Source organism: Staphylococcus argenteus (assembly GCF_000236925.1).
GTDB lineage: Bacteria > Bacillota > Bacilli > Staphylococcales > Staphylococcaceae > Staphylococcus > Staphylococcus argenteus.
In genome coordinates this window covers 1,769,225-1,788,578 of the sequence record NC_016941.1, presented here as the reverse complement: position 1 = coordinate 1,788,578, position 19,354 = coordinate 1,769,225, and the positions used below count along the sequence as shown (strand labels likewise).

Annotated in this window: 11 protein-coding genes; 10 read left to right on the top strand and 1 reads right to left on the bottom strand. The window is 32.6% G+C overall.

Annotated features, from left to right (window positions below):
* Nucleotides 1-230 precede the first annotated feature (230 nt).
* The 3 genes from leuS to sasC all read left to right on the top strand — a co-directional run bounded on the left by leuS (nucleotide 231) and on the right by sasC (nucleotide 9,882).
* Nucleotides 231-2,648 (top strand): leucine--tRNA ligase, encoded by a 2,418-nt coding sequence (gene leuS / locus SAMSHR1132_RS08395; protein WP_096001315.1) that lies wholly within the window; start codon nucleotides 231-233, stop codon nucleotides 2,646-2,648.
* Nucleotides 2,649-2,669: 21 nt separating this feature from the next.
* Nucleotides 2,670-2,981: a rhodanese-like domain-containing protein gene (locus tag SAMSHR1132_RS08390; RefSeq protein WP_000836460.1), complete on the top strand. Its 312-nt coding sequence runs from the start codon at nucleotides 2,670-2,672 to the stop codon at nucleotides 2,979-2,981.
* A gap of 331 nt (nucleotides 2,982-3,312) precedes the next feature.
* Nucleotides 3,313-9,882, top strand: a complete 6,570-nt coding sequence (gene sasC, locus SAMSHR1132_RS08385) for an LPXTG-anchored aggregation protein SasC (RefSeq protein WP_001050512.1) — start codon at nucleotides 3,313-3,315, stop codon at nucleotides 9,880-9,882.
* Nucleotides 9,883-10,028: 146 nt separating this feature from the next.
* Here sasC and SAMSHR1132_RS08380 read toward each other — a convergent pair whose 3' ends face one another.
* Entirely contained in the window at nucleotides 10,029-11,300 is a 1,272-nt protein-coding gene (locus tag SAMSHR1132_RS08380) for a BaiN/RdsA family NAD(P)/FAD-dependent oxidoreductase (protein ID WP_000284994.1), read from the bottom strand.
* A gap of 408 nt (nucleotides 11,301-11,708) precedes the next feature.
* On the opposite strand from SAMSHR1132_RS08380, the gene SAMSHR1132_RS08375 reads away from it, so the two are divergent.
* From SAMSHR1132_RS08375 to trmB, 7 genes are all read left to right on the top strand, one after another.
* Complete coding sequence (locus SAMSHR1132_RS08375) at nucleotides 11,709-13,370, top strand: putative polysaccharide biosynthesis protein (RefSeq protein WP_000004345.1); 1,662 nt, start codon at nucleotides 11,709-11,711, stop codon at nucleotides 13,368-13,370.
* On the top strand, nucleotides 13,367-14,062 hold the full coding sequence (locus tag SAMSHR1132_RS08370) for a pseudouridine synthase (RefSeq protein ID WP_001217113.1): 696 nt from the start codon (nucleotides 13,367-13,369) through the stop codon (nucleotides 14,060-14,062). The genes SAMSHR1132_RS08375 and SAMSHR1132_RS08370 overlap by 4 nt, the downstream gene beginning before the upstream one ends.
* Before the next feature lie 15 nt (nucleotides 14,063-14,077).
* Nucleotides 14,078-14,500 carry a YtxH domain-containing protein gene (locus tag SAMSHR1132_RS08365; RefSeq protein ID WP_001051866.1) on the top strand — a complete coding sequence of 141 codons (423 nt, stop codon included), beginning with the start codon at nucleotides 14,078-14,080 and terminating at the stop codon, nucleotides 14,498-14,500.
* A 205-nt stretch (nucleotides 14,501-14,705) separates the two neighbouring features.
* The gene (gene sapep / locus SAMSHR1132_RS08360) at nucleotides 14,706-16,115 is read left to right on the top strand and encodes an Mn(2+)-dependent dipeptidase Sapep (protein ID WP_000265425.1); all 1,410 of its coding nucleotides are present in this window, start codon (nucleotides 14,706-14,708) and stop codon (nucleotides 16,113-16,115) included.
* A gap of 3 nt (nucleotides 16,116-16,118) precedes the next feature.
* Nucleotides 16,119-16,967 carry a D-amino-acid transaminase gene (gene dat / locus SAMSHR1132_RS08355; protein WP_000416562.1) on the top strand — a complete coding sequence of 283 codons (849 nt, stop codon included), beginning with the start codon at nucleotides 16,119-16,121 and terminating at the stop codon, nucleotides 16,965-16,967.
* Between the two features lie 547 nt (nucleotides 16,968-17,514).
* Complete coding sequence (locus SAMSHR1132_RS08350; RefSeq protein ID WP_000434771.1) at nucleotides 17,515-18,306, top strand: phosphotransferase family protein; 792 nt, start codon at nucleotides 17,515-17,517, stop codon at nucleotides 18,304-18,306.
* Between the two features lie 15 nt (nucleotides 18,307-18,321).
* Nucleotides 18,322-18,966, top strand: coding sequence for a tRNA (guanosine(46)-N7)-methyltransferase TrmB (gene trmB, locus SAMSHR1132_RS08345; protein WP_001266164.1), 645 nt, complete (start codon nucleotides 18,322-18,324; stop codon nucleotides 18,964-18,966).
* Nucleotides 18,967-19,354: the final 388 nt, after the last annotated feature.

The following is a 19,354-nucleotide window of genomic DNA, read 5'->3' as shown; positions in this document are numbered from 1 at the left end:
AATTTGTATAATTTAATTTCATTTAGAGCTTTTCTACAGAAAGTTAGTGGTGCTGAGAACTAGCGTTAAGGACTAAATGTAAATCGTAATAATTTTAAACTGAATGAATGACATCTCTTACTATTAAAATGAGTGCACAACTTTTGTGAATTAGGGTGGTAACGCGGCAAATGTCGTCCCTATATAGACTAAATAGTTTGAGGTGTCTTTTTTATTGAATAGGAGGAAATGTGTTGAATTACAATCACAATCAAATTGAAAAGAAATGGCAAGATTATTGGGACGAAAATAAAACATTTAAAACAAATGATAACTTAGGTCAAAAGAAATTTTATGCGTTAGACATGTTTCCGTATCCTTCTGGTGCGGGCTTACATGTTGGACATCCTGAAGGTTACACAGCAACAGATATTATTTCAAGGTATAAAAGGATGCAAGGATATAATGTATTACATCCAATGGGGTGGGACGCATTCGGTTTACCAGCGGAGCAATATGCATTAGATACTGGGAATGATCCTCGTGAATTTACAAAGAAAAATATTCAAACATTCAAGCGTCAAATTAAAGAATTAGGATTTAGTTATGATTGGGATCGTGAAGTAAATACAACAGATCCGGAATATTATAAATGGACGCAATGGATTTTTATTCAGTTATACAACAAAGGTTTGGCTTATGTTGATGAAGTTGCCGTCAACTGGTGTCCTGCATTAGGCACAGTATTATCTAATGAAGAAGTTATTGATGGTGTATCTGAACGTGGTGGACATCCAGTTTACCGTAAACCTATGAAACAGTGGGTGCTAAAAATTACAGAATATGCTGATCAATTGTTAGTAGATTTAGATGACTTGGATTGGCCAGAGTCTCTAAAAGATATGCAACGTAACTGGATTGGTCGTTCTGAAGGTGCTAAAGTATCTTTTGGTGTAAAAGATACTGATGAGAAAGTAGAGGTATTTACGACTAGACCAGACACAATCTATGGTGCTTCTTTCTTAGTTTTAAGTCCTGAACATGCGTTAGTTGATTTAATAACAACTGATGAATATAAAGAAGAAGTAAAAGCATATCAAACAGAAGCGTCTAAAAAGTCAGATTTAGAACGTACAGATTTAGCCAAAGATAAAACAGGCGTGTTTACTGGCGCTTATGCAATCAATCCGTTATCTGGTGAGAAATTGCCGATTTGGATTGCTGATTATGTGTTATCAACATACGGTACGGGTGCAATTATGGCAGTTCCAGCACATGATGAGAGAGATTATGAATTTGCTAAAAAGTATGAATTACCTATTATAGAAGTTATCGAGGGTGGAAACGTTGAAGAAGCGGCTTACACTGGTGAAGGTAAACATATTAACTCAGGTGAACTTAATGGTCTTGAAAATGAAGAAGCAATTTCAAGAGCCATCCAATTGTTAGAGCAAAAAGGTGCAGGAGAAAAGAAAGTGAACTATAAATTAAGAGATTGGTTATTTAGCCGTCAAAGATATTGGGGCGAACCAATTCCAGTCATTCATTGGGAAGATGGTACAATGACTACAGTTCCTGAAGAAGAGTTGCCGTTATTATTACCTGAAACAGATGAAATTAAACCATCTGGTACTGGTGAATCTCCATTAGCTAATATTGATTCATTTGTTAATGTCGTTGATGAAAAAACAGGTATGAAAGGTCGTCGTGAAACTAATACGATGCCACAATGGGCAGGTAGTTGTTGGTATTATTTACGTTATATTGACCCTAAAAATGAAAATATGCTTGCAGATCCTGAAAAATTAAAACACTGGTTACCAGTTGATTTATATATCGGTGGTGTTGAACATGCGGTTCTTCACTTATTATATGCAAGATTCTGGCATAAAGTACTTTATGATTTAGGCGTTGTACCTACTAAAGAACCATTCCAAAAATTATTTAACCAAGGTATGATTTTAGGCGAAGGTAATGAAAAAATGAGTAAATCTAAAGGTAATGTAATCAATCCTGATGATATCGTTCAATCTCATGGTGCAGATACATTACGCTTATATGAAATGTTTATGGGACCTTTAGATGCGGCAATTGCTTGGAGTGAAAATGGATTAGATGGTTCACGTCGTTTCTTAGATCGTGTATGGCGTTTAATGGTTAATGAAGACGGATCATTAAGTTCTAAAATAGTAACAACAAATAACAAATCTTTAGACAAAGTTTATAATCAAACGGTTAAAAAAGTTACAGAAGACTTTGAAACATTAGGATTTAATACTGCTATTAGTCAATTAATGGTATTTATTAACGAATGTTATAAAGTTGATGAGGTTTATAAACCTTATATTGAAGGCTTTGTTAAAATGTTAGCACCAATCGCACCACATATTGGTGAAGAGTTATGGTCAAAATTAGGACATGAAGAATCAATCACATATCAACCATGGCCAACTTATGATGAATCTTTACTCGTAGACGATGAAGTTGAAATAGTTGTTCAAGTTAATGGTAAATTAAGAGCTAAAATTAAAATTGCTAAAGATACATCGAAAGAAGAAATGCAAGAAATTGCATTATCAAATGATAATGTCAAAGCAAGTATAGAAGGTAAAGACATCATGAAAGTCATCGCTGTTCCTCAAAAATTAGTCAATATCGTTGCTAAATAATGATTTAAGGAGGACTTTATAATGAAGTCAATTACAACTGATGAATTAAAAAAGAAACTTTTACAATCTAATCCTGTTCAAATAGTTGATGTGCGAACAGATGAAGAAACTGCAATGGGATATATTCCCAACGCAAAGTTAATACCTATGGATACCATTCCTGAAAATTTAAATTCATTTAACGACAAAGAAACATACTATATTGTATGTGCTGGTGGCGTAAGAAGTGCCAAAGTTGTTGAATATTTAGAAGCAAATGGTATTGAAGCAGTAAATGTTGAAGGTGGCATGCATGCGTGGGGCGATGAAGGATTAGAAAATAGTAATATATAATTAGTTTTACACGAGTTAAATTACAATATTAAATCATTTCAATAAACATCAAGTAACAGTATAGTTGCTTGGTGTTTTTTCTTTGGAGCATTTTTCTCTAATTTAAAATACGGACCATATCTCTGATATAATTTTTTAAGTTATTAATTACAAAACGGAAACTAAATTGTAATAAAATAAAACTTTATTTTATAAAATTATGATGATAAAATTGAGTGAACTTAAAATGTTGTACAAAATAATATGACTATAAACACAATTGGGAGAATTTTACTTTTTAGCATAATTCTAAACAACACAGCAGAGAATAGACAAACAGGAGGAAATTGAAATGAATTTGTTAAAGAAAAATAAATATAGTATTAGAAAGTATAAAGTGGGCATTTTCTCTACATTAATAGGAACGGTATTATTACTATCAAATCCAAATGCTGCTCAAGCTTTAACTACTGATGCAAATGCACAAAATTTATCAAATCAAAATACACCTACAAATAATCAAAATCCGAATATAAATCAAGGTGTTTCAACGAGTGCGCAGAATACAACTAATAATACACAGAATACAACTAGTCAACCTGTCAATACAAATACGTCAACAAATCAAACATTGTCTAATCACAATAACGTTGGTGCTGCAAATCAAGTTGCGCCAACGCCAACGCAACCTAACACGATATCAGCAGGAAATAGTAATAATTCAAACGCTACTTCAACAGCTGATAGAGCAAATAATGTTGACGCGAGCAATGTAGCACCGAATACTAGTACTTTAAATGTATCAAATAATACAACTGAAAATGGTTCAGATCATCATCTAACTTTGAAAGAAATTCAAGATGATGTCCGTCATTCTTCGGATAAACCAGAGCTAGTTGCAGTTACAGAACAACCTTCTAATAGACCAAAAAAGAGAAGCAGACGTGCAGCACCAGCAGATCCAAATGCGGCGCCAGCAGATCCAGCAACTGCTGCGGCTGGAAATGGTACAGCACCAGCAGGAAACACTGCTACATATACACCAACAACTGATCCGAATGCTAATAATGCAGGTCAAAATGCACCTAATGAAGTGTTATCATTTGATGACAATGGTATTACTCCAAGTACTAACCGTTCAGTACCTACAGTAACTGTTGTTGATAATTTACCAGGTTTTACACTAGTTAATGGTGGTAAAGTTGGTGTCCTTAGTCATGCGATGGTGAGAACGAGTATGTTTGATTCTGCAGATGCAAAGAACTATCAAGCGCAAGGAAATGTAATTGCATTAGGGCGAATTAGAGGTAATGATATAAATGACCATGGTGATTTTAATGGTATTGAAAAGACTTTAACAGTAAATCCGAATTCTGAATTGATTTTCGAATTTAATACTATGACTACTAAAAATGCTCAAGGTGCAACAAATGTCATTATTAAAAATGCAGATGATGATTCAGTTTTAGCTGAAAAAATTATTGCAGGAGGACCACTTTGGCGTTTGTTTAAAGTTCCTGATAATGTGAGACATTTAAAAATTCAATTTGCACCTAAAAATGAAGCAATAACTGATGCGCGTGGTATTTATCAATTACGAGATGGTTATAGATATTATGACTTTGTAGATTCAATTGGTCTTCGTTCAGGTTCACATATCTATGTGGAAAGACATACAATGGATCCAACAGCAACAAACAATAAAGAATTCACAGTAACAACATCATTAAAGAATAATGGTAACTTCGGTGCTTCAATGAATACAGATGACTTTGTATATAAAATTCAATTACCTGAAGGTGTTGAATATGTGAATAATTCGTTGACTAAAGATTTTCCAAGTAGTAATTCAGGTGTGGATTTAAATAACTTTAATGTTAATTATGATGCAGCAAATCGCGTTATTACAATCAAAAGTACAGGTGCTTCAGGGAATACGCCTGCACGACTAATGCCAGATAAAATATTGGATTTAAGATATAAGCTAAGAGTAAATAATGTACCGACACCAAGAACAGTTACATTTAACGATACATTAACTTATAAAACATATTCACAAGATTTCATTAATACACCACCTGAAAGTTACACTGTGAGTACTGATCCATATACAATTGATATCATAATGAATAAAGATGCATTACAGGCTGAAGTTGATAGACGAATTCAACAAGCAGATTATACATTTGCCTCATTAGATATTTTTAATAATCTTAAAAGACGTGCCCAATCGATTTTAGATGAAAATCGTAACAATGTTCCTCTAAATCAAAGGGTATCACAAGCAGATATTGACTCATTAACGAATCAAATGCAACATACATTAATTCGAAGTGCTGATGCTGAAAATGCAGTAAATAGAAAAGTTGATCAAATGGAAGATTTAGTTAACCAAAATGATGAACTGACAGATGAAGAAAAACAAGCAGCGATTCAAGTCATCGAGGAACATAAAAATGAAATTATTGGTGACATTGGTGATCAAAAAACAGACGATGGGGTAACTAGAATTAAAGATCAAGGTATTGAAACTTTGAGTAGAGACACGGCAACACCTGTTGTAAAACCAAATGCCAAACAAGCAATTCGTGATAAAGCTACACAACAACGAGCGATTATTAATGCAACACCAGATGCTACTGAAGATGAAATTCAAGATGCATTAAATCAATTAACAACTGATGAAACTGATGCTGTTGATAATGTTACAAATGCTACAACAAATCAAGATGTTGAATCGGCTAAAAATAACGGTGTCAATACAATTGGTGCAGTAGTACCTCAAGTGACCCATAAACAAGCAGCTAGAGATGCCATTAATCAAGCGACAGCAACGAAGCGACAACAAATAAATGAGAATAGAGAAGCAACGCAGGAAGAGAAAAATGCAGCGTTAAATGAATTAACACAAGCAACGAATCATGCTTTAGAGCAAATTAATCAAGCAACTACAAATGCAGATGTCGATAATGCCAAAGCAGATGGTCTTAATGCAATTAACCCTGTTGCACCAGTAACAGTTGTTAAGCAAGCGGCAAGAGATGCAGTTTTTCATGATGCGCAACAAAGAATTGCAGAAATAAACGCCAATCCTGATGCTACGCAAGAAGAAAGACAAGCGGCAATTGATAAAGTGAATCAAGCTGTTGCTGCTGCGAACACACAAATTTTAAATGCCAATACAAATAGCGACGTTGAGCAAGTTAAAAATGCTGCGATTCAAGGTATTCAAGCAATTGAACCATCAACTCAAATTAAAACAGATGCTAAAAATGCAATTGATCAAAGTGCTGAAGCGCAACATAATATAATTTTCAATAATAATGATGCAACATACGAAGAACAACAAGCAGCACAACAATTACTCGACGAAGCTGTTAAAACTGGAAAACAAAATGTTAATGCAGCAGACACGAATCAAGAAGTTAAACAAGCAAAAGATCAAGCTGTACGAGATATTACAGTCATTCAACCAGCAACACAAGTCAAAACGGATGCTCGCAACGCTGTAAATGAAAAAGCAAGAGAAGCAATTACAAATATTAATGCAACACCTGGTGCAACAAGAGAAGAAAAACAAGAAGCAGTTGACCGTGTGAACACAATTTTAAATAGAGCATTAGCTGATATAGGTATTACATCTACAACTGCAATGGTAAATGGTATAAGAGATGATGCTATAAATCAAATTGGTGCAGTTCAACCACATGTTACTAAGAAACAAGAAGCAACTGGAATATTAAATGATTTAGCAACTGCAAAGAAACAACAAATTAATCAAAACACTAATGCGACAACTGAAGAAAAGCAAGTTGCGTTAAACCAAGTAGATCAAGAGTTAGCTAATGCAATTAATAATATTAATCAAGCGGATACGAATGCAGAAGTAGCGCAGGCACAGCAATCAGGATCACAAGCGCTTAATGCAATTCAGCCAAATATCGTTAAAAAACCAGAAGCAATTGCACAAATTAATCAACATTATAATGCAAAATTAGCACAAATAAATCAGACACCAGACGCAACTGATGATGAGAAAAATGAAGCGATTAGTACTCTAAATCAAGAAAAGCAACAAGCATTAGAAAATATTAAACAAGCTAATACACATGCTGAAGTGGATCAAGCAGCTGCGATGGCAGAAAATAACATTGATGCCGTTCAAGTAAATGTAGTTAAAAAACAAGAAGCACGAGATAAAATTAATGCAGAAGCGACTAAACGAATCGAAGTTGTTAACCAAACACCTAATGCAACAGATGAAGAAAAGCAAGCTGCAATGAATAAAATAAATCAACTTAAAGATCAAGCGTTAAATCAAATTAATCAAGATCGCACAAATGATCAAGTGGATGCTACTACAAATCAAATGACAACTTCAATAGATAATGTTCAAGCAGATGTTGTTGCCAAACCAAAAGCAATTGCAGATATTGAAAAAGCTTTTAAAGAAAAACAACAGCAAATTGATAGTAGTGTTGATTCTACAGATAATGAAAAAGAAGTTGCTGCACAAGCACTTGCAAGGGAAAAAGAGAAAGCACTCGCTGCAATTGATCAAGCACAAACGAATAATCAAGTAAATCAAGCAGCAACAAATGGATTATCATCGATTAAAACTATTCAACCTGAAACAAGAGTAAAACCAGCGGCACGTGAACAAATTAATCAAAAAGCCAATGAACTACGTGCGCAAATAAATCAAGATAAAGAAGCTACAGAAGAAGAACGACAATCTGCACTTAACAAAATCAATGAGCTAGTTAACCAAGCTATGTCTGACATTAGCAATGACAGAACAGATCAACAAGTGAATGACACAACTACACAAGCACTTGATAACATAATGCAAGTAAATCCTGAACATATTGTACGAGCTGCAGCTAGAGAAGCGGTTAAACAACAATATGAAGCTAAAAAGCAAGAAATTGAGCAGGCAGAACACGCGACAGATGAAGAAAAACAAGCAGCGTTAAATCAATTGGCCAAAAATGAACAACAAGCATTACGTAATATAGATCAAGCAGTGAATAATAATAATGTAAAAAGTGGCGAATCCAAAGGTATAGCTACATTAAAAGGTGTAGAACCACATATTGTGATTAAACCGGAAGCTAAACAAGCAATTGAAACAAGTGCAGAAAAACAAATTGAATCTATTAAAGACACACCTAACGCAACAGCAGATGAAATAAATGAAGCGAATCAACTTATAAATGATACACTTCTACAAGGTCAACAGCAGATTGATAATACAAATCAAGATGGTGCTGTTACAGATGTTAGAAATCAAACGATTAAAGCGATTGAAGAAATCAAGCCTAAAGTTAGACGTAAGCGTGCAGCACTCGATAATATTGATCAAAATGTAAATAAACAAACTGAGACAATTCAAAACACACTGGACACTACGCAAGATGAGCGTAATGAAGCTATTGATGCATTAAATAAAGTTGCAAATACAATTAAAAATGATATTGCGCAAAATAATACAAATGCAGAAGTAGATCAAACTGAGACTGAAGGACAAGAAAACATTAAAGTGATTTTACCAAAAGTTCAGGTTAAACCAGAAGCACGACAAGCGATTAGTGCGAAAGCAGAAGCACAAAATAAACTTATCGATCAAAGTGATTTATCTACAGAAGAAGAACGTCTTGAGGCAAAGCATTTAGTAGAACAAGCACTTAATCAAGCTATCGATCAAATCAATCATGCTGATCAAACTGTTCAAGTTAATCAACATAATTTAAATGCTCAAAATATAATTTCACAAATTAAACCGGCAACAACAGTTAAAACAAAAGCATTACAACAAATTCAAGATATCGCGACAAATAAGATTAATTTAATCAAATCGAATAACGAAGCGACAGATGAAGAACAAAACGCAGCAATTGCCGAAGTTGAACAGGCGTTAAATAAAGCTAAACAACAGATTGCTAGTGCAGTGACTAATGCTGATGTTGCATATTTGTTGCATGATGGTAAGAATGAGATTCGTGAAATTGAACCTGTTATCAATAGAAAAGCAACTGCTCGCGAACAATTAACGACATTGCTAAACGATAAGAAACAGGCAATCGAATCAAATGTTCAAGCAACAGTGGAAGAAAGAAATAGCGTTTTAGCAGAGTTACAAAAAATTTATGATGCAGCAATATTGCAAATTGACCATGATCGCAGCAATGCCCAAGTTGATAAGTCAACATCTTTAAATCTTCAAACAATCCAAGATATAGATGTTCATCCTGCTAAAAAACCGAATGCTGAAATAACAATCAATCAAGAAGTTGCTCGTGTAACATCATTAGTACAAAATTATCGTAATGTTAGTGATCGTAATAAATCTGATGCTTTAAAAGCAATAGATTCGCTAAAACTACAAATGGAAGAAGCATTAAAATCAGCAAAAACTAATGCTGATGTCGATGCAGTATTAAAACAATTTAATATAAGTTTAGGCAATATTGAAGCTGTTATTACTGAAAAAGAAAATGGCTTAAATAACATTGAAAAGGTTGCACAACAAACTTATGAAAAATTCAAAGCAATCGCTACACCTGATCAACTGGCTAAAGTTAAAATGTTGATTGAGCAATATGTTGCAGATGGTACTCGTATGATTGACGTAGATGCAACATTGAATGATATCAAACAACATACACAATTTATTATTAACGAAATTTTAGCGATTAAATTACCAGCTGAAGCGACAGTGGTATCGTCGAAAGTAAGCAAGTCAGTTCCAAAAGTTAGTGAACTAGGTAAAAAAGAATGTAAACGTGAAGCGCGAAAAGATAAAAAAGAACTTCCAAATACTGGTTCTAATGGAACGGATTTACCAATTAAAGAAATAGCGCTTATTGGTGGCGCTGCATTATTGGCACGAAGACGCAACAAACAAGAAAAACAATCATAATTATAAAAATGACCTTAATATAACGACACAGACTTGTGACTTTGTTATATCAAGGTCATTTTTTGTTTTATTGTGGATAGTTAACACGCATAAATATTAATGTAAATAATGTTATGCCATTTTAACTAAAATAGGTTCGTGACGATTCAGTTTTTATTAGAAGATTGTTTGTATTGTCCTGCATATAATCCAGCGACATGACCAGTTACCAAAGCACTCGTAATATTATAACCACCTGTATAGCCATGAATATCAAGTACTTCTCCACATAAAAATAGCCCAGGGACTATTTTGGACATCATCGTTTTAGGTTGTATTTCTTTTAAAGAGACGCCACCACCTGTGACAAAAGCTTTGTCGATTGGCAAGGTACCATTTACTTTAAATTCAAATCCTTTAAACATGTTTACTAAATCATTTAGTTGCTGATTAGATAAATGATGTGCTGTAGTATTTTCGTTAATACCAGATTTTTCCAAAATAAAAAGTAAATAACGCTCTTCGATTAAACCATGCAAACTATTTTTTATGATTTTATCAGGTGCATCAGCTAATAAATTGCTTATATGTTGCTTTAATTGTTCATGGTTTGATTCAGGAAAAGCATCAATAGCCATAGTAATTTGTTGTGATTTTTGATTTTTTTGTTCTTTATAGACAAATTGACTACATCTTAATGCGGCTGGTCCGCTGATTCCAAAGTGAGTGAACAACATATCCATTTGATGGCTAATACGTTTTTTGCCATTTTTCTTGAGTACTGACAATTCTACATCTTTTAAGCTTAGACCTTTTAAACGATTAGATTTTATAAATGATTCAGTCGATGTAATAGGCACTTCGGTTGGAAATAGTTCAGTAATAGTATGACCAAAATGACGTGCAAAATGATAACCATCTCCTGTTGAACCTGTTTGTGGCACGCTTGTACCACCTGTAGCAATGACAAGTGAACGACATTCATAACTGTTATTATGGGTATGTACAGTGAAAATAGCATCATCACTGATTTCGATTCTACTAACTGCCTCTTCCTCTTTAATTGTCACATGCTGGTTTTTGATAGTTGATATTAAGGTATCTACGACGTCTTGGGCTTTATTGGATACTGGGAACATACGACCGTGATCTTCTTCTTTTAATTTGACACCACGTGATTCAAAAAAATCAATAATGGACTCATTATCAAAAATTGAAAATGGACTATATAAAAATTTTCCATTCCCTGGTATGTTTTTAATTATTTCGGCATAAGGTAGTCGGTTTGTCACATTACATCTACCACCACCAGATATTTTTAGTTTGCGCCCTAATCCTTTCTTTTTTTCTATAAGCAAGACATTTTCATTTTGTTCGCTTGCAGCTACTGCAGCCATTAAGCCACTAGGGCCGCCACCGATAATGATTGTTTGATACATACATGTTTCCTCCAAGTTTTAGTACTGCTACATTCACTTGTTATTTTATAGTACTTTTCTAAAGTTTGCTATCACTGTTGTGTTATGAGATGACAATGAAGTTAATAATATCTATAATATGTGTTTCATAAAAAGTTGAAAATGTATTGTACCGATTAACAATGATTTTCAACAGCTTTACGTAAATCATTGAAATTAGTAGTATAATGTTTATATGAAATTTAGTTATATTAAATTCAATTTTGATTATTCAATGACAATTAGTTGGTAATTTTGTTATGATATTTCATTGAATATACGACTATGAAATAAAGTTTTGTGATATATTCATAATAATGTAAATGATTTTAGACAGAAACAGCCTTTTATTTACAAAACTTTAATAAATATGAGATAGGGAGATACGTAATGAGTGAAAGTAAAGAAATGGTGCGTGGAACCTTTTTAATTACAATAAGTATATTAATTACAAAAGTGTTAGGCGTACTTTTTATCATTCCATTCAACTATTTAATTGGTGGACAAGAAAATATGGCGCCGTTCACATATGCTTACGCACCATATAATATTGCAATTGCAGTTGCTACAGCAGGTGTACCACTTGCAGCTTCCAAATATGTTGCGAAATATAATGCGATTGGTGCATATAAAGTCAGTCAGAAATTTTATAAATCTAGTTTTATTGTAATGAGTATTACCGGTGTCTTAGGGTTTTTAGTACTTTATTTCCTTGCACCATATATTTCTGAATTAACACTTGCTAGAAATGTACATGATAAAAATGGTTGGTCAGTAGATGACATAACTTGGATTATTAGAATTATCAGTATGGTTGTAATCTTTATTCCAGTTTTAGCAACTTGGAGAGGTATATTCCAAGGGTATAAGTCAATGGGACCAACAGCAGTTTCTGAAGTAACTGAGCAAATTGCGCGTGTTATTTTCATATTAATTGGTAGTTATTTAGTACTAAATGTTTTCGATGGATCAATTTTATTAGCGAATGGTATTGCAACATTTGCTGCAGCCGTTGGAGCAATTATAGGTATTTTCACATTATGGTATTACTGGAGAAAACGTAAACATAATATCGATCGAATGGTCGAATCAGATTATACTGACATAGATGTGTCATATGGAAAAATGTATAAAGAAATTATTGCGTACAGTATTCCATTTGTCATTGTAAGTTTAAATTATCCATTATTTAATTTGGTAGACCAATTTACGCATAATGGTGCTTTATCATTAGTAGGTGTACCTTCACAATTACAAGATATTTTCTTTAATATGTTGAATATGTCTACAAACAAAATTGTAATGATTCCAACATCTTTAAGTGCTGGTTTTGCAGTAAGTTTAATCCCTTATATTACAAAAACATTTGCAGAAGGGCGATTACATGAAATGCACCATCAAATTAGAACATCAATTGGTGTATTAATGTTTATAACTGTTCCAGCAAGTATTGGAATTATGGCATTGGCACAACCATTATTTACTGTTTTCTATGGTTATGACCCAATTGTATTAGGCCATGATCCTAACCATGATGGTAGTCGATTACTATTCTATTATGCACCTGTAGCGATTTTAATTTCTTTATTAAGTGTAACGGCATCTATGTTACAAGGAATTGATAAACAAAAATTAACAGTATACGTTATTTTAGCTTCAGTTGTGATTAAACTAGTATTGAACTATCCATTAATTATGATGTTCCATACACCTGGTGCTGTGTTAAGTACAAGCATTGCATTACTATTTGCAATTGGTTGTAATTTCTATATTCTTAAAAAATATGCAAAATTCAAATTCAGTTATAGTTGGATTCATCTTGCAAAAATATTTTTATATTCATTCATCATGATGATTGGTGTAGAAGTGGTATTCTTCCTTGCAAATCTAATCCTTGAACCAACGAAACTAGGTTATTTAATCATTATAATTTTAGGTGTAACAGTTGGTGTGTTAATCTATGGAACGTTAACTATCAAAACGCGACTTGCAGATGAATTTTTAGGTGAAATTCCTGGAAAATTAAGACGTAGAGTTAGGTTTTTACGATGAGAATAGATAAGTTTTTGGCAAACATGGGTGTAGGTACACGAAATGAAGTTAAGCAGTTACTAAAAAAAGGCTTTGTTACGGTGAATGATCAAATCATCAAATCTCCAAAAGTGCATATTGAACCAAATGAAGATAGCATATTAGTTCATGGAGAGATAATTGAATATATTGAGCACGCTTATATCATGCTAAATAAGCCTAAAGGATATGTTTCGGCAACCGAAGATCAACAATCGCAAACAGTTATTGATTTAATTCCTGAATATCAACATTTAAATATTTTTCCGGTCGGTAGATTGGATAAAGATACTGAAGGTTTATTATTGATAACAAATGATGGCAATTTTAATCATGAACTAATGAGTCCTAATAAACATGTTTCCAAAAAATATGAAGTTATCTCAGAACATCCCATCACTGAAGATGATATCAAAGCTTTTAAAGAAGGTATCACACTATCAGATGGCAAGGTTAAGCCCGCAATATTGACTTATATTGATGATCAAACGTCACACGTTACAATTTATGAAGGGAAATATCATCAAGTTAAACGAATGTTTCACAGTATTCAAAATGAGGTAATACATTTAAAACGTATAAAAATTGCTGACTTAGAACTAGATAGCAATTTAGAGTCAGGTAATTATCGTTTATTAACAGAAAATGATTTTCACAAATTAAATTTAAAATAAAGGGAGACGATTGATATGGCAAAAGGAAATTTATTTAAAGCAATTTTAGGTATTGGTGGGGCAGTTGCAGCAGTACTTGTTACACGTAAAGATAGTCGTAATAAATTAAAAGCTGAATATAATAAATATAAGCAAGACCCACAAACATATAAAAATAATGCAAAAGATAAAGCAACACAATTAGGCAACATTGCCAATGAAACAATCCAAGAAGTTAAAAATAACCCTAAAGATTATGCTGCTAGATTGAAAAATGATCCAAAAGCATTTTTTGAAGAAGAAAAATCTAAATTTACAGATTTGGATAATAAAACTGCAGACAGTATTGAAGAAGGTAAATTTGATGATGAAGGCGGCGCAGCACCAAACAATAATTTGCGTGTAGTTACAGAAGAAGATTTAAAAAAGAATAAAAATGCGTTGTCTGATAAAAAATAAAGAGTTAACTTTTTATTAGATTTATGAAAATATTAGATAAAATTTAATAATAATATAGAGGAATGAAGCGGTTATCGTTGATTTTATGTCAAATCAATAACATCGTTTTATTCCTTTTTATTATTTTCTGACATCTTATTGTAGTTTTTACATCATTTCATGTAAAATAGGATTTAACTTATAGAAAAAAGGAAGTCGATTTCGAATGTGGAAAGAAAAAGTTCAACAATACGAAGATCAAATTATAAATGACTTAAAAGGTTTATTAGCTATTGAAAGTGTGAGAGATGACGCGCAAGCATCAGAAGACACACCAGTCGGACCAGGTCCTCGTAAGGCATTAGACTACATGTATGAAATTGCACATAGAGATGGATTTACAACACATGATGTTGACCATATTGCAGGAAGAATTGAGGCTGGTAAAGGCGATGATGTATTAGGTATCTTATGTCATGTTGATGTTGTTCCAGCTGGTGAAGGTTGGGATAGTGATCCATTTGACCCAGTTGTAACGGAAGATGCAATTATAGCAAGAGGAACATTAGATGATAAAGGACCAACGATTGCTGCATATTATGCAATTAAAATACTTGAAGAAATGAATGTAGATTGGAAAAAACGTATTCATATGATTATCGGTACTGATGAAGAATCAGATTGGAAATGTACGGATCGTTATTTTAAAACGGAAGAAATGCCTACTTTAGGATTTGCACCTGATGCTGAGTTCCCATGTATTCATGGTGAAAAAGGTATTACTACATTTGATTTAATTCAAAGTAAACAATCTGAAGACCAGGATGAACCGGATTATGAGTTGATTTCATTTAATTCAGGTGAACGATACAATATGGTACCTGATCATGCAGAAGCTAGAGTACTTGTCAAAGAAAACATGACAGACGTCATTCAAGATTTCGAGTACTTTTTAGAACAAAATCATTTGCAAGGTGACAGCACAGTCGATAGTGGAATCTTAGTTTTAACTGTTGAAGGTAAAGCAGTTCATGGTATGGACCCATCTATTGGCGTAAATGCAGGTCTATACTTATTGAAGTTCTTATCATCATTAAATCTTGACAATAATGCACAGGCGTTTGTAGCTTTTAGTAATCGTTATTTATTTAATTCGGATTTCGGTGAAAAAATGGGTATGAAATTCCATACAGATGTTATGGGAGATGTAACAACAAATATTGGTGTAATTACATATGATAATGAAAATGTCGGTCGTTTTGGTATCAATTTAAGATATCCAGAAGGATTTGACTTTGATAAAGCGATAAACCGTTTTACAAGTGAGATTGAACAATATGGATTCGAAGTGAAACTGGGTAAAGTTCAGCCACCTCACTATGTTGATAAAAATGATCCATTTGTACAAAAATTAGTGACTGCATATAGAAATCAAACAAATGATATGACGGAACCTTATACTATAGGGGGCGGCACATATGCGAGAAACTTAGACAAAGGTGTAGCATTTGGCGCAATGTTTAGTGATTCTGAAGACTTAATGCATCAGAAAAATGAATATATCACTAAGAAACAGTTATTTAACGCAACTAGTATTTATTTAGAAGCAATTTATTCATTATGCGTGGAGGAATAATATATGGAAAAAGTTTTTTTAAATGGTGAGTTTGTAGTTCCAAGTGAAGCAAAGGTTTCATATAATGACAGAGGATATGTATTTGGCGATGGTATTTATGAATACATTCGTGTTTATAATGGAAAGCTATTTACAGTAACTGAACACTATGAAAGATTTTTACGTAGTGCAAACGAAATAGGATTAGATTTAAATTATTCAATTGAAGATTTAATCGAATTATCTCGTAAGTTAGTTGATATGAATCAAATTGAAACTGGCGCAATTTATATTCAAGCAACTCGTGGTGTAGCTGAAAGAAATCATAGTTTTCCAACACCAGAAGTAGAACCAGCAATTGTAGCTTATACGAAAAGTTATGATCGACCATTTGATCATCTAGAAAATGGTGTGAATGGTGTTACTGTAGAAGATATTCGTTGGTTACGCTGTGATATTAAGAGCTTGAATCTATTAGGAAATGTTTTGGCAAAAGAATATGCTGTAAAATATAATGCAGTTGAAGCAATTCAACATCGTGGTGAAACTGTAACTGAAGGTTCATCAAGTAATGCATATGCAATTAAAGATGGGGTAATATATACACATCCAATTAATAATTATATTTTAAACGGTATAACACGTAGAGTGATTAAAAACATTGCAGAAGACTACAATATTCCATTTAAAGAAGAAACTTTTACTGTAGATTTCTTAAAAAATGCAGATGAAGTTATTGTTTCAAGTACATCTGCTGAGGTTACTCCGGTTATTAAATTAGATGGCGAACCAGTTAATGAAGGTAAAGTTGGACCGATTACACGTCAATTACAAGAAGGTTTCGATAAGTATATCGAGACACATAGCATTTAAAATTGTTCATCATATTTTTCAATTAAATTACTTAAATTTATCAACTTTCGTAGGTGAATTATGTTATAATTTAAAACGAAGCTTAAAAGTGTTGTTTAAAAAACACTTATTAGTAAAAAGTGACATTTTGTTTCTCATTTTCAGTTGAAATATAATGATAAAAATTATAAAATTTTCTATGAGTTACAAATATGATGTGCATCATATTTTACTCCGAACGGAATTGTTAGGATTTATAATTATTGTTATCTAAGAGTTAGTAGGGAGAAAATCTTTTTGGAAAATAGATTTTAATTTCTACTTAATCAATAAAACTATATAGTTAAAACACATTAATGTGATAGTTCTTTTTGTTAGCAAATAAAATTAATTGTGTTTATGAATATGACAATATATTTACATTGTTAAATCATAGATAGTTACTAATGGTTACAATAAATATCTGGAATACAAATTTTGTACCAGAATCGTGTTATAAATTAGAATATATGGCTCTTGAAAAACCTATTTCTAGAGCCATTTTCTAATTGAAAGTGAGGTGGACGAGTTGGAGCAGTTTTATCAATTAGGGTGGACACTTGATTCTGCAGGTGGTGCATCTGGTGAAGCATATATGGCTGAACAAGATGGACAAAAGTTATTTTTAAAACGAAATTCAAATCCATTTATTGCGGCATTATCAGCAGAGGGGATTGTGCCGAAATTAGTATGGACAAAACGCATTGAAACAGGCGAAGTGGTTACTGCACAACATTGGAAAAATGGCCGTGAATTAACTTCAAATGAAATGAAGCAAACAAGAGTTGCCCATTTATTAAAGAAGATTCATAGTTCAAGACCGTTATTAAGTATGTTGAAACGTATGGAAATGGAACCTATTACACCTGAAATTATGCTTAATAAAATTAATGCCTCTTTATCAAGAGAAGTATTAACACATCATATTGTACGAAAATCATTAACTTATTTAGAAGAGCATATACCGAGTTTAGATTCACGTTTCTTCACAGTTGTACATGGCGACGTTAATCATAACAATTGGTTATTATCTGATCGTGATGAATTATTTTTAGTTGATTGGGAAGGTGCAATGATTGCAGACCCAGCAATTGATATAGGTATGCTGCTATACAACTATGTTCCACAACATCAATGGTCTCAATGGTTAGAAACATATGGCGTTCAAGAAAGTTTGAATTTAAATAAACGTATGAAATGGTATACGGTTATTCAATCTATTGGACTTGTTCAATGGTATGAAGAACAAAAGAGATATAAAGATATGAACACTTGGTTGAAGTTTTTAAACGAAGTGATGAACAGCAACATGTTTATTTAAGAGGAGAATAAAAATATGAGAGTTCGATACAAACCATGGGCTGAAGACTATTTAAAAGAGCACCCTAACTTGGTTGATATGGATGGTCAGCATGCGGGGAAAATGACAGAATGGTTTGATAAAACGCAACCGATACATATTGAAATTGGTTCGGGAATGGGGCAGTTTATTACTACTTTGGCTGCTCAAAATCCTCATATTAACTATATTTCAATGGAACGTGAAAAAAGTATCGTTTATAAAGTATTAGATAAAGTAAAAGATATGGGTTTAACAAATTTAAAAATAATTTGTAATGACGCTATAGAACTTAATGAATATTTTAAAGACGGTGAAGTGTCACGTATATATTTGAACTTTTCAGATCCTTGGCCAAAAAATCGTCATGCTAAACGTCGTTTAACATATCGTACATTTTTAGCACTGTACCAACAAATCTTGGATGATGAGGGAGATTTACATTTTAAAACTGACAACAGGGGCTTATTTGCTTACAGTTTAGAAAGTATGTCTCAATTTGGAATGTATTTTACAAAAATTAATTTGAATTTACATCAAGAGGACGATGGTAGTAATATATTGACGGAATATGAAAAGAAATTTTCAGATAAAGGATCTCGAATATATCGAATGGAAGCGAAATTTCATACAAAAAAATAATTGAAAGCACGTGTGATAATATGTCGTCATATTATCATGCGTGTTTTTTCGGGTTCTATAATAAATCGGACTGATGGAAAAGTTTTTTTAATTGTCATCTATCCGATTTTTTGATTTTTAATATGAAAAAAGCGCAATTGCCTCTATAATTTAAAGTGACCAAACCTAAACTAAAAGAGATAATGCGCCTATCAATAATGATATAGTAAAATACTTTAAATTTAAAACATAAAGCACAAAAATAAATAAAATTAGCTGTTTGAATTATTGGGATTATTCTGTTTACAAAAATAATGTATTTTTATCCTGTGAAATAAGAGGCTTGAAATGACATTGAACAGAACAAAGAAGTATCTAACTGTCATTACATTGACTTTGTTTAGTGAAA